General features: G+C 47.4%; 11 protein-coding genes. All 11 read right to left on the minus strand.

All coding sequences use genetic code 11. The annotated features are described in order from the left end of the window. Positions 1-19: 19 nt before the first annotated feature. The 11 genes from infB to miaB all read right to left on the minus strand — a co-directional run bounded on the left by infB (position 20) and on the right by miaB (position 13,246). The gene (infB, locus tag VX941_04440) at positions 20-2,533 is read right to left on the minus strand and encodes a translation initiation factor IF-2 (GenBank protein ID MEE2932654.1); all 2,514 of its coding nucleotides are present in this window, start codon (positions 2,531-2,533) and stop codon (positions 20-22) included. Beyond that, positions 2,517-3,143, minus strand: coding sequence for an RNA-binding protein (locus VX941_04445; protein MEE2932655.1), 627 nt, complete (start codon positions 3,141-3,143; stop codon positions 2,517-2,519). The genes infB and VX941_04445 overlap by 17 nt, the downstream gene beginning before the upstream one ends. Before the next feature lie 18 nt (positions 3,144-3,161). Continuing rightward, positions 3,162-4,814 (minus strand): transcription termination factor NusA, encoded by a 1,653-nt coding sequence (gene nusA / locus VX941_04450; GenBank protein ID MEE2932656.1) that lies wholly within the window; start codon positions 4,812-4,814, stop codon positions 3,162-3,164. Positions 4,815-4,838: 24 nt separating this feature from the next. Continuing rightward, positions 4,839-5,345: a ribosome maturation factor RimP gene (gene rimP, locus VX941_04455; protein MEE2932657.1), complete on the minus strand. Its 507-nt coding sequence runs from the start codon at positions 5,343-5,345 to the stop codon at positions 4,839-4,841. Positions 5,346-5,557: 212 nt separating this feature from the next. Further along, positions 5,558-6,253, minus strand: coding sequence for a tRNA (guanosine(46)-N7)-methyltransferase TrmB (gene trmB / locus VX941_04460; GenBank protein ID MEE2932658.1), 696 nt, complete (start codon positions 6,251-6,253; stop codon positions 5,558-5,560). A gap of 21 nt (positions 6,254-6,274) precedes the next feature. Beyond that, on the minus strand, positions 6,275-7,444 hold the full coding sequence (metK, locus tag VX941_04465; protein ID MEE2932659.1) for a methionine adenosyltransferase: 1,170 nt from the start codon (positions 7,442-7,444) through the stop codon (positions 6,275-6,277). 408 nt (positions 7,445-7,852) lie between these two features. Continuing rightward, entirely contained in the window at positions 7,853-9,466 is a 1,614-nt protein-coding gene (lnt, locus tag VX941_04470) for an apolipoprotein N-acyltransferase (protein MEE2932660.1), read from the minus strand. After that, positions 9,459-10,379 carry a hemolysin family protein gene (locus VX941_04475; GenBank protein ID MEE2932661.1) on the minus strand — a complete coding sequence of 307 codons (921 nt, stop codon included), beginning with the start codon at positions 10,377-10,379 and terminating at the stop codon, positions 9,459-9,461. Before VX941_04475 ends, lnt begins: the two co-directional genes overlap by 8 nt. Further along, positions 10,376-10,882 (minus strand): rRNA maturation RNase YbeY, encoded by a 507-nt coding sequence (gene ybeY, locus VX941_04480; protein ID MEE2932662.1) that lies wholly within the window; start codon positions 10,880-10,882, stop codon positions 10,376-10,378. The genes VX941_04475 and ybeY overlap by 4 nt, the downstream gene beginning before the upstream one ends. After that, complete coding sequence (locus tag VX941_04485; protein MEE2932663.1) at positions 10,875-11,867, minus strand: PhoH family protein; 993 nt, start codon at positions 11,865-11,867, stop codon at positions 10,875-10,877. The genes ybeY and VX941_04485 overlap by 8 nt, the downstream gene beginning before the upstream one ends. Continuing rightward, positions 11,864-13,246: a tRNA (N6-isopentenyl adenosine(37)-C2)-methylthiotransferase MiaB gene (gene miaB, locus VX941_04490; GenBank protein ID MEE2932664.1), complete on the minus strand. Its 1,383-nt coding sequence runs from the start codon at positions 13,244-13,246 to the stop codon at positions 11,864-11,866. Before miaB ends, VX941_04485 begins: the two co-directional genes overlap by 4 nt. Between the last annotated feature and the right edge of the window lie 102 nt (positions 13,247-13,348).

The following is a 13,348-nucleotide window of genomic DNA, read 5'->3' on the forward strand; positions in this document are numbered from 1 at the left end:
TTTTTGCACTTTTTTAACGTCAAAGGGACCTGCTTATTTCCTCGACCTCGTAGCACTCGACTATATCGCCTTCCTTAAGGTCATCATAGCTCTCAAAGGCCATACCACATTCATAGCCTTGCTGAACTTCACGCACGTCTTCCTTAAAACGGCGAAGCGTTTTTAGGCTTCCTTCGTGTATAACCACATTATCGCGAAGTAGTCGCACCCTAGCCCCACGCTTAACCTCACCTTCAGTGATCATACATCCGCCAATCTTACCGACCTTGGAAATGCCAAAGATCTGCCGTATTTCAGCATATCCAAGCTGCTTTTCTCGTTTTTCCGGAGCCAACAAGCCACTAAGCAACTGTTTCATATCATCAATGACATCATAGATTATTGAATAATAGCGAATGTCAACGTTATCGCGCTTTGCTAATTCACGGGCCTGAGGGTTGGCGCGCACATTAAATCCGATGATGATCCCTTCCGACGCACGGGCGAGTATGACATCAGATTCTGTTATACCACCAACACCACTGTGCAACAGATGAACCTTAACTTCATCTGTTTCGAATTTTTGCAATGAGCTTTTTATTGCCTCAAGTGATCCTTGCACGTCAGTCTTGATCAGTATTGCCAATTCACCACTTTCACCGGTTTTGATCTTGTCAAACATCTGCTCCAATGTACCGCGTGTTCCAGCGGCCATTGCGGTTTGCCTTAACTGACGAGTTCTATATTCTGCAATCTCACGGGCTCTCGCCTCGTCCCCAACCACATGAATAATATCACCTGCCGATGGTGTCCCTTGCAGCCCCAAAACTTCTACGGGGTAAGCTGGACCCGCGTTCTCAACTGTATCACCATGGTCATCGATCATTGCACGCACGCGACCCCATTCGGTTCCAGCCACAAAAATATCGCCAGTCCGCAGGGTGCCTCGTTCTACGAGCACGGTTGCAACGGAACCACGCCCTTGTTCCATTTTTGCCTCAACCACAACCCCCTGTGCGGGGCGGCTGGGATTTGCTTTCAATTCCAGTATCTCTGATTGCAGGAGGATTGCTTCTTCAAGCTTCTCGATATTAGTTTTTTCCTTGGCTGACACTTCAACGTCTAAAACATCCCCACCCAAAGATTCCACAACTACCTCGTGGTTCAATAATTCATTTCGGACTTTAGCCACATCAGCCCCAGCTGCATCAATTTTATTGATCGCAACTATTATGGGTACCTGTGCCGCTTTTGCATGAGCAATAGCTTCAGCAGTCTGGGGCTGCACACCATCATCAGCAGCAACCACTAAAATAACAATGTCGGTTACACTGGCGCCACGCGCACGCATTTCTGTGAAGGCTTCATGCCCCGGAGTATCGAGAAAAGTTATTGTTGCACCAGCAGGAGTGTTAACTCGGTAAGCTCCTATGTGTTGAGTGATACCCCCAGCCTCACCACCGGCCACATCACTTGCACGCATCACATCTAATAGAGATGTCTTGCCGTGGTCCACATGGCCCATCACAGTAACAACTGGTGCGCGATCCTCCAAGTCCGTCTCTAGATCCTCGTTGCCTTCAAGTCCAATCTCAACATCTGCCTCAGAAACTCTCTTAACTTTATGACCGAGTTCATTAACAACAAGTTCTGCAGTGTCTGCGTCGACCGTCTGATTTGCTGCCGCCATTACTCCCATATTCATGAGAATCTTGACTACATCCGCCGCTCTTGTTGCCATTCGGTTGGCTAGGTCAGAGACAGTTATAGTCTCAGGGATTATTACCTCACGAACCTTAACCTGAAGTTCACCCTTTTGTAATTCTGCTCTCTGCCGTTTTTTCTCACGCTCCTTTGCCCGCCGCATTGCCGCTAAGCTCCGCACGCGGCCATCGTCTCCATCTTCCGCCTGCCGCAATGCATCACCAATCGTCAGTTTTCCTTGCATGCGGCGACGCGGCTCATCCTTAGACCGTCGTGGCCTTTTTGTTTCAGGTTTAGTTCTTCGCTGAGCCTTAGTAGCATCAGGCTCTCTATTCTCTGCCCTCTTTGCGTTTAGCTCAGCCTCGGCAACAGTTTGTTGTAGGTCTTTTTCCGCAGCTTTATTCCGCGCTTCTTCTTCCGCTTTTTTCTTGGCATTGTCCTCAGCTCGGCGACGAGCCTCCTCTTCCTCTTGCGCACGCCGCTTGTTTTCCTCTTCGATTTTTCGACGCTCGTCTTCGAGTTCGGCTGTGCGCCGTTTATCAGATTCCTCGGCGGCACCGTGAACAGCCCGAAGCCGCGCTGAACGCTCTTCAGCGGTCAAATTATCTAGACCTGCATCCGCCTCTAGTGTCTCCACTTTAGCTGATTGTTGTTCTTCAGCAACCGCCCGCATGCGGCCCGCAGAGTCGCGACCAAATGTGCGCTTCTTCTTAACTTCAACCATCACCGATTTTGATCGGCCATGACTGAAACTTTGGCGTACTTGGCCGGTTTCTACAGTTTTTTTCAGCTCTAGCCTCCCGGGTCGGCTCAGGCTGAGCTTGCCTTCCTGTTCAGATTTTTGCGTCATGCCTACCCTCGTCAAGAGAACCCTTGTTACGAAATTCCGCTAACCGGCGACCGTCAATTTTTATTAATTCTGCAAGCCCACCCACAGACACCGCCGCCTGAACTGCCTTAGGCTTTGAAAACGCAGCTCCTAACTCATTTGAAGTTAGTACCCGCAAACAGTCAACATTTTGCGCCAATGCAAAAACTTTTGAACGCGCATTTACAGAAGCATCACGCGCAACCAAAAGTAAAGCGCACCTTTTTTTTAATGCCAATGACACTTTGGTATACCCACATACAGCCTGTCCTGCCTTTTTTGCTAAGGATAAACCATTTAGCACACGCTCACAAAGCTGTTGATCCACTAATTCCACTAGATCACACCTAACCTTAACATTCGTCTTTGCCGCTCGCCTAAAGAGATTCTGTTGGATGGCTTCTTCCAAAAGCCCTCGCTTTATGCCAACCCACATTCCACGGCCACCCAATTTGCATTTTATATCTGGCACTACACTACTATTAGGCCCTACAACGAACCTAACCAATGCCTCTTTGGTTAGTGACTTGCCACTGACTATGCAACGCCGTAATGGCTTAGCCGTGTTTAGGGTTTCGGTAAAGGCAATCATTGTATTTATTCCAAAAACCTACCCACTCTGCGTATCAGACTTCTTTTGGGATACTACAGCCGAAAACTCTGCTTCCGGAGCACTATTCACCTCCATCCCATCGTTTCCGTTCTCCTCTAGAACTAAGGCACTTGCCATGTCCTCTTGAGAAATCCAACCAGCCGCGACCCGAGCGCGCAGGATTAATTCATTTGCAACGGCTGGCTTAACGCCATATTCGCGCAATATCCCATCGTCGGCACCTATAAGTTCATCACTGGCAAGGTCTGCAAAATCTTCAAGAGTTTTGATCTCGCTCTCGCCAAGAGTAACAACCATCTCAAGCGTAAGCCCATCAAGTGTTTTCAAATTATCATCAATGGCTAGCTCTGACACGCGTGTTGCTAAACGTTCAGTCTCCAGAGTCAAGTAATTGCGCGCCCTGAGACGGAGCTCTTCTGCTACCTCCGCGTCAAAACCCTCAATCGAGGTTAACTCTTCCTCTGGAACATATGCGACTTCCTCAACGCTGGTAAAACCCTCTGAAACTAAAAATTGAGCAATGACATCGTCTACATCCAAAGCATCAATGAATGTTTGGCTTCGTTGCTGTACTTCCGCCTGTCGCCGTTCAGACTCTGCTTCCTCCGTAAGTATATCGATCTCCCAGCCAGTCAGAGAAGACGCAAGTCGCACATTTTGCCCGCGCCGACCAATCGCAAGACTAAGTTGTTCATCTGGAACCACCACCTCAATTTTCTGCGCATCCTCATCAAGCACTACTTTGGCCACTTCAGCGGGTGCCAATGCATTCACGACAAAGGTTGCCGGATCTTGGGACCACGGAATTATGTCAATTTTCTCGCCCTGCAGCTCAGCCACTACTGCTTGTACTCGGCTACCTCTCATGCCAACGCAGGCGCCTACCGGATCTATACTACTATCATGCGATATCACTGCTATTTTAGCGCGACTTCCCGGATCACGAGCGACAGATCGGATTTCAATGATTCCATCATAAATTTCCGGCACCTCTTGACCAAATAACTTGGCCATGAATTGAGGGTGCGTACGTGACATGAAGATTTGTGGGCCCCGCTGTTCTCTCCGAACGTCATAGATGTAACCCCGGACCCTGTCGCCGCGCCTGTATTTTTCCCTCGGCAACAACTCTTCGCGACGTATTACGGCCTCACCCCGGCCTAGGTCTACGGTAACGTTACCAAAATCTTCACGTTTAACGAGACCGTTAACAATTTCCTCAACCCTGTTCTTATACTCCTCAAATTGTTGCTCACGTTCCGCCTCTCTCACGCGTTGAACAATCACTTGTTTTGCAGTCTGCGCCGCGATCCGCCCAAAATCAATCGGGGGAAGCGGGTCAATCAAAAAATCGCCCAATTTTAGGTCAGACTGCCGACGTTGGGCTTCAGCTAACGTCAGTTGGGTGGACTCATTTTCGATCTCTTCTGCAACCTCCATGTAACGTGCAAGCCTTATTTCTCCGCTTTTCCGGTCGATCTCCGCACGAATATCATTTTCTTGACCGTATTTTGATCGTCCTGCTTTCTGAATAGCCTGCTCCATCGCTTCGAGCACTTCTTCGCGCTCTATGCCTTTTTCTCTTGCCACCGTATCGGCTACATTCAGTAACTCGGCTCTTGGCATTGGCGTCGCGCCTACAGTCTCCATTTCTATATCCCTTTTGTTCAAGCCCTAATGTAAGCTAATTTCTGCACTTTTCTTTCTGTGCTCCTCAATTAAGTCGTCGGATAGCAGCAAACTTGCCGCAGCTATATCAGAAATAGGTAACTCTTCCTCACCTTGCTCAGTCTGTATACTAACTATTCCCCTGTCACAACCAACTAACCGACCACGGAAGCGTTTACGACCTCGTATGGTTTTCTCTAATTCTACTTTGGCTGTGAATCCTAAAAATCTCTCGAAATCACGCTCTTTCACAAGAGGACGAGCGATACCGGGCGAGCTTATCTCAAGGTTGTAGTTACCACTGATCGGATCCTCCACATCGAGAACGGCTGAAAGTTGACGACTCACGATCGCACAATCTTCTAAAGAAACAGGCGTTTCGTCAAAACGATCTATCATGATTTGTAATACTCTCTTTCCAAAACCGCCCCTTAGCCTCACGCGGACAATTTCATACCCTAAGTTACTTAAGCTGGGTTTTGCCAGGGCTTTCAATTGATTTTCTATAGACACCGTATTTTATTATCCTATTCCCCTAAAGCACATTTTAGCTTTTCTCGCGTGGTGCATGAAAAAGGGCGGGAACGAGCCCACCCAACACTTGCCTGTATTTTTATCGTGCGCACATAGATATAATCATGTTATTGCACTTGGATACCTATAATATATATGCCCTTTTTTCTATTTCCACAAGTTTAATATAAGAGAGTTGACGCCTAGGCAATTTAATATCGTCGTCGAAATGTCAGGTATACGCAGGAAGCCCCCGAGGAAAGGGCCTTGCTTTCATAGCGTGTTTTGATTGATTCTTCGAAACGAAAACGCCAATCATCAGGGCCGTCGGCGAGCCAATCGAAATCGGAGTGTTTACACAGCTGCTGCAGCGTCCAACGAACATAGCCCATATGGTCACTTGCAAAATAAAAAAAACCCCCAGGGCGTAAAAGCCGGGATAACTGGTCTAAGTTTTCCGAACATATTAGTCGTCTCCTATGATGGCGTTTTTTAGGCCACGGATCTGGGAACAGCAAATAAATTTGATCAACAATCGCTGAAGGCAAATAAGGCAGTAGAAGTCGCGCATCGTTGGGAAAGATTCTTAAATTTTTTGGGCGGACCTGTATATTTCTGGACTGAGTCCTAGCAAGCAATGCTGCCACGCCATTAACGAATGGTTCGCAACCAATAAAACCTACCTCTGGCTTTTTAACAACCATGTCTGCTAGGTGCTCACCAGCACCAAAGCCAATCTCTAAACAAAGTTTTTTTATTGACGGGTCAAAGATTTTATTAATGGTGGCCGCAGCTTTACAAGTAATTTCCATTTCCGGCAGTACATTCGAGATAAGCTCTCTACGTGCATTGCTTAATGGACGACCAAAGCGGCGACCAAAAAAACGGTGCGTGCTTCTCGGCCCCATGCGAACATCCTTAGCTAGCGATTAACTAAGTGCAGCCTTCAAGTCATCAGCCAAGTCTGTGCGCTCCCAAGAGAACCCGCCATCTGAATCGGGCGCGCGACCAAAATGCCCGTAAGCCGAGGTTCTTGCATAGATTGGACGGCTCAATACAAGGCGCTCACGAATACCACGCGGACTCAAATCGATCACTTCAGAGATTGCCGCGGCCAGCTTTCCCTCATCAACCTTTGAGGTTCCTAGTGTATCAACATAGATACCCAACGGCTTTGCAACCCCTATTGCGTACGCAAGCTGTATAACGCATTTGTCAGCCAACTCTGCAGCAACAACATTTTTTGCAACATATCTAGCGCCGTATGCAGCTGAACGATCTACTTTAGAGGGATCTTTTCCAGAAAATGCACCTCCTCCGTGAGGAGCAGCCCCGCCGTAGGTATCAACGATGATTTTACGCCCGGTCAATCCCGCATCACTGTCCGGACCACCAATTACAAATCGGCCGGTGGGATTTACATAAAACTCGTCATCACTACACATCCAGCCACTGGGAAGACATTCTTCCACAAAAGGACGAACGATTTCTCTGACATCATCTTGACTCAAATCCTCATCATGCTGAGTGGAAACGACCACTGAACTGCACCCCGCCGGCCTTCCATTCTCATACTTTACTGTCAGTTGGCTTTTAGAGTCGGGACCCAGACCAGAAATTTTTCCGGCACGACGTGCTTCAGCCATATGGCGCAAAATCTGATGACAATATTGAATTGGTGCTGGCATGAATTCTGGGGTCTCGCGACAAGCATAGCCAAACATTAAACCTTGATCGCCTGCACCCTCATCCTTATTACCCGAGGCATCCACGCCCATTGCAATGTCTCTGGACTGGCTATGGATCAAACATTGAACACCCATTTCTTTCCAGTGAAAATTATGCTGCTCATACCCAATTTCCCGTACTGCCTTTCGCGCCAGCTCAACCATCTGTTCAGGCTCTATATCACGTGGGGACCGGACTTCTCCCGCTAGCACTACTTGGTTAGTAGTTACTAGAGTTTCCACGCCCGTGCGGATTGTTTCGCCTTGGCTCAAAAACAGGTCTACTATTTCGTCAGATATTCGATCACAGATTTTGTCTGGATGCCCTTCAGAAACAGACTCGCTGGTAAACAGATAATCACCTTGTGGCACACTCATACCCCTTTTCAACCTTTCAATATTCATGACGCCGGAGTGCTCAACCTGTCATTGCTAAAGTTGAACACACGTCACGGTATTTGGGTTGTGACAATGTTTGGGCTACCCGTCAAGACGCTGTTGCATATGTAGCAAAATACAATGTCAAGGTTATGGAGTACTTCCTAGAGCTTTTTACCTATCTTACACCTCAAATGCGCTAAACCTTTTCGGAAACGATCTGAAAGAATCTTGTGCCCTCTTATTATCAACGAAAGATAGACTGCAGCATAACGCCGATCTTTCAATGGATAATACACTTTAAAGATTTTTGAAATCTTCGCCTTCAAACTCCGCTAAGCCGATGTGTCCGCAATTTTGAGTATGCTTTATAAACAAAATTTCGCGCAATTCGACTTACGGTCACTTCTTCTTTGCTTTCATCCCGGGATGAGGAGATGTCCTTTTTACGCCCTTTCTCATTAAAAAAGCTAAGAAGCTCAAGGATGTGAATATGATTGTTGAAATTTGTGAATTTTGCGCCCAAAAAGAATAAATTCTAGATGAACTCGGGAGCCGCGTGTCCAAGACCCCAGTCTTATCGAGCTCGATCCGAGACCACTCACGCCCATAACCATCGAAAACTGCTGAAATTCCCGTGCTGGCTGCACGAACAACTGTTAGTCCCTCCTCAGCAGCTCTAATTCTGGCGATAGAAAGGTGTTGATACGGGCCAGAAGAATTTCCATACCAGGCATCATTGGTTAGAACTAAAATCCAATCCGCCCTTTGATCTACAGGAGTAACTGTCCCAGAAAAAATTATCTCATAACAGATCAGGGGACTAACAGGCGGCAGCACCCCCAAACGCCAGATGCTTGGTCCTGGCCCAGCACTATAATCGAGGCGCCCTTCTGTAACCTTTTTGAGCGATAGCCATTTCTTTCCCGGAACATACTCTCCGAAAGGTACTAGATGGCTCTTATCATATTTTGCAATAATTTTAGCCCTATCGTCGAGTGCGATAATTGAATTCCATATCTTCTTTTCTGAACCTACCTGACGACGTATCATTCCCGTTATCAACGCTCCTTCTCTGGGAACAATTGCTGAGGCGGCAGCACGCGCCCCATCATTATTATCAAGTGGGAAAGGACTAGCAGTTTCAGGCCATATTACGTAATTTATCCAGTCTGGCCGGTCACGATTACTAAGAAATATGTGTTTTTTGAAATTTCGCACAAGATACCTTCGATCCCATTTTTCCTTTTGTGGGATACCTCCTTGCACCAAGCGTATACCGACACCCTCTACCCAATCAGCACCAACAACAGGCGCATGCGCTAAACGTATCGCTCCATAGGTCGCAAAACTAATGGGCAGCATCAGAGCAACCGCGAAAATCGCTAATGTGGCCTTTGACAGCTCCTGCGCTAAAACCGCCAACAAAAATCCTGACAGGAGTGCAAAAAACGTCATGCCGTATATCCCAACTAACGACACACCCTGCAGCAAAGTATCATGACTAGCCCATGCCTGACCGAGCAAATTCCAAGGGAATCCAGTTAGAAAGTTACCACGCGTCCATTCAGCAAACCCAAGTGAAGTTGTTAAAATTAACGCACGTGAGAAATGATCGTTTCCAAACCTAACAGGCAATACGGATAGACCGAAGAATAGCGAGAGGAATGCGGGCAGACCAACCGATGCAAGGGGAATCAACCAGGCGTTTTTACTTGCGTCGACTAACATCGCGCTACCAATCCAATAAAGACCAGAGACGAAATAGCCAAACCCAAACCACCACCCTGTAGCAAAAAGGCACCATGGCCTAACCTTGCCAGACACTGACCAAATAAAAACGGGCAGCGCCGCATAAAAAGCGGGAAGGAACTCAAAAGGAGGGAGCGAAAGGGTGACAGAAATACCAGTGAGAAATGCGGTGCCGTAACGCACCAAACCTCTTGAATCGCCTAGATAGGCCGCAAATCGACTAATGTTGGCAGAAAACCTTTGTTTAGCATTACAATCATTCATCGCTCAGGAAACGTGCCCCAAGATTGCTTATTTTGATCCGACGGATACGCCTAGGGTCTGCTTCGCGAACCTCAAACTCGATCCCCGAACTATCGTGTCTAATAATCTCACCGCGAACTGGCACCCGCCCAGCAATTCTGAAGACAAGCCCACCTAAAGTATCAACGTCATCCTCCCTATCTTCAAGTGTAAGAAATTCTCCAACCCTGCCCTCAAATTCTTCAAGGGTAACTCGAGCATCAGCCAAGACCGATTTGTCATCGAGCGCCCTAAGCTTAGGGCCTTGGTCAACATCGTGTTCATCCTCGATTTTTCCTACAATTTGCTCAACAAGGTCCTCAATGGTTGCCAACCCGTCAATTCCCCCGTATTCATCTACAACCAAAGCCATGTGCGTGCGGGCTACCCTCATCTGCAGTAACAAGTCGAGCACGCGAATGCTGGGAGCAACGAACAGCACCGAGCGAACAATATCGCTGAGCTTCGTGTTTTTTTCACCGTTAGTGGCCGCCAGAACGTCCTTAATATGTACCATACCAATCGCATCGTCGAGGGTATTACGATACACCGGCAACCGGGAATGTACTTCAGCCGACATCAAGCCAACAATTTCATCAAGTGGCATATGTCGCTCAACCGCTATAATGTCAGCACGCGGAACCATCACATCGTTAACTGTCAACTCTCCTATGGTGAGTACTTTTTCAAGCAATGCACGTTCACGATCATCAATCGGCAACTCACGTTCTTCATGCTGTTCGATCAGTTCTTCAAACGTTTCGCGTATATTCGAGCCATTCCGGCCGTTCCTTATGGAACGAACCCAGCGCCACATCCTGCCAAAAAAACCTATTTCACAGTAGGACCCAGAGTGTGCATTTCCATCCACATTTGATATGTTTTTACCAGTCATAACTGCCCATCGATCCAATTGATATATGGATCGCCAATCCCGCCCTCGGCTAATATGGAAATTTCAAGCGCTCTCATTTCATCTGCTTCATCCCTGCTTTTATGATCATATCCAGCCAAGTGGAGAACTCCATGAACAACAAGATGACACATATGATCAGAAAAAGATTTTCCGTGTACAGTTGCCTCTCGCGCAATAACACCGCAACCAAGTACAACATCACCCACCAGAACCGGTGCCCCGCCCGCACTTAGCGTCGCATCATTATCACAGACAAACGAAAGTACATTTGTTGCCCGGTCGATGTCGCGATAGCGCTTATTCAACTTGCGTATTTGTACATCATCCGTGATCAATAGACTTATTTCTGCTTTAGGAATAGTGTAGTTTACGCTAGCCCATGCTCGGCGGGCAACTGCCGAAAGCTCTGCTATAACTTGTTCCGACGGTGTTTCCCCCGACATTTGATCTACGCTAATATCGACAACAAGGTTATTAGTCATCTTTTAAATTCATATTCAAATTCGACTCACGCTTGGCATAAGCCCTTACAACGCCTGCAACTAGTGGATGACGAACCACATCAGCATCAGAAAATTCAACAAAACTAGCTTTATCAAAATGCTTTAGCGTCTCGACCGCATCGGATAATCCCGAGGGTAGACGAGAAGGCAGGTCTACTTGGCTAAGATCACCTGTTATTACCATACGACTATTTTCACCGAGCCGTGTAAGGAACATCTTCATTTGAATTGGTGAAGTGTTTTGCGCTTCATCAAGAATAACGAAAGCGTCAGATAGTGTGCGTCCCCGCATGAAGGCCAAGGGTGCTATCTCAATGTCACCATTCTCAATACGCTTTATAATCTGATCCGAGGGCATCGTGTCATGAAGTGCATCATATATTGGTCGCAAATAGGGATCGACCTTGTCACGCATATCACCGGGCAAAAACCCAAGGTGCTCTCCGGCCTCCACTGCCGGCCGAGACAGAACTATCCGTTTTACCTCCCCTCTCAAAAGACGTTCCACAGCGAAACAAACGGCTAAATAAGTTTTACCGGTGCCAGCGGGGCCGATCCCAAAAACCAACTCATATTTCGTCATCGCCTTGATGTAATGAGCCTGAAGCGGCGAACGCGGAGTGATGCGTCGTCGTCTAGTAATTATGGAAGGGCCTTCCGCACCCCTTTGAAACTTAGGATGACGGGCCATACGTAAGGCTGCGTCTACCTCAGCCATACCGACATGCTCACCTCGCTGCAAAAATTTGTAAAGCTGATTCAATGTTTCACAAGCAGTCCGCACTGCATCAGTTTTTCCAGTTACGGCTACCCGGTTTCCTTTGCTAATTAACGTGACACAAAGTTCTTCTTCAATCCTCGCCAAATGCTTATCATATTCACCAAAAAGCGAGACAAGTAGTTTATTATCGTCAAAAAAGAGTTGGCGAGCACTCTCTGCAGCTATTCGAGGACTTTCGCTCAAAGAGATTTCCCCGCTGCGGCTGCCGTACTACTGATAATTCTCTTTTCCAAATCTACCTTGCCTGAAAGGCTATTTGTCATAACTCCCGCGATGTGAACCTCTGCAATTTTACCCAAAAAGCTGTCCGGGGCATGGGCGTGTACCGGGTGCATATAAGGAGATCGCCCCCAAATTTGCCCAACTTGTCTACCCTGTCTTTCGAAAAGAACTTTGAGCTTTTTTCCCTTCTGCGCCGAGAGGAAAGCATCCTGCTGTGCACGCAACAATTGCTGCAAGCCGGCAAGGCGCTCCGCCGCCACACTATCCTCAACCTGACCAACAATGTCCGCGGCTGGCGTGCCAGGCCTGGCACTATACTTAAAGGAATAAGCCTGCGCGTATCCAACTTCATTGACCATTTTTATGGTTCTAGCGAAGTCTTTGTCCTCTTCACCGGGGAAGCCAACGATAAAGTCGGAGGAAAGAGCGATTTCCGGACGTGCTTTACGCAGCTTTTCTACTGTGTAGTAATAGTCTTTGGCATTATGGCGCCTATTCATTGCTGCGAGTATTTTATCGGAGCCAGACTGCGCTGGTAAATGAAGAAAAGGCATAAGCTGGGGTACTGCCCGATGAGCGTCTATTAACTCATCATCAACATCCTTAGGGTGACTTGTCGTATAGCGAATACGATCAATACCCTCGATCTCGGCCAAATAACAAATCAATCTACCAAGCTTCCATTCTCCCCCAGAAGGGGACTCTCCGTGCCAAGCATTTACATTCTGTCCCAAAAGAGTAATTTCACGCGCACCATCGGCCACTAAACGACGAGCCTCCTTCGCAATTGAAATTGCTGAGCGAGACTGCTCGGCACCCCGGGTGTACGGAACAACGCAAAAAGTACAGAACCGGTCACACCCCTCTTGTATTGTGAGGAATTTTGATGGGCCACCATGTTGCCTCCCCTCGACAAGATAGTCGAATTTATCTTCGACAGGGAAATCTGTATCGACAATACGTTTGCCGCTTGCAATGATGTTCTGGATCATAAACGGCAATCGGTGATAGGTTTGCGGCCCAAATACTAGATCCACAGTTGGCGCACGCTCAAGTATCTGCTGGCCCTCGGCTTGAGCAACACAACCTGCAACAGCAATCAGTATTTTTGAGCCCTGCTCTTTCCTTTTTGTTTTTAACTTTGTAAGGCGCCCAAGCTCTGAATAAACTTTTTCTTCCGCCTTTTCGCGAATGTGACACGTGTTCAATATAATTAGATCGGCACCACTCAGATGCTCAGTTTTTGAATAACCTGCAAGCTTCAATAAATCTACCATCCTATCAGAGTCGTAGACATTCATTTGGCAGCCATAGGTTTTGATGAAAACCGATTTGCCCAAGTTCACCCCCCCACCAGGCATGCACCACAAATAATTCTTATCATATACAAGACGTTCAGGGTGGGGCGCATCATGATCAAGCCACTTCCAAATTTAAAACAA

It is taken from the genome of Pseudomonadota bacterium, assembly GCA_036339585.1.
GTDB lineage: Bacteria > Pseudomonadota > Alphaproteobacteria > UBA8366 > UBA8366 > UBA8366.

Bases quoted from the DNA above. Each gene is read 5' to 3' on its own strand.
- infB (MEE2932654.1), bottom strand. From the start codon at position 2,533: ATGACGCAAAAATCTGAACAGGAAGGCAAGCTCAGCCTGAGCCGACCC.
- VX941_04445 (MEE2932655.1), bottom strand. From the start codon at position 3,143: ATGATTGCCTTTACCGAAACCCTAAACACGGCTAAGCCATTACGGCGT.
- nusA (MEE2932656.1), bottom strand. From the start codon at position 4,814: ATGGAGACTGTAGGCGCGACGCCAATGCCAAGAGCCGAGTTACTGAAT.
- trmB (MEE2932658.1), bottom strand. From the start codon at position 6,253: ATGGGGCCGAGAAGCACGCACCGTTTTTTTGGTCGCCGCTTTGGTCGT.
- lnt (MEE2932660.1), bottom strand. From the start codon at position 9,466: ATGAATGATTGTAATGCTAAACAAAGGTTTTCTGCCAACATTAGTCGA.
- VX941_04475 (MEE2932661.1), bottom strand. From the start codon at position 10,379: ATGACTGGTAAAAACATATCAAATGTGGATGGAAATGCACACTCTGGG.
- ybeY (MEE2932662.1), bottom strand. From the start codon at position 10,882: ATGACTAATAACCTTGTTGTCGATATTAGCGTAGATCAAATGTCGGGG.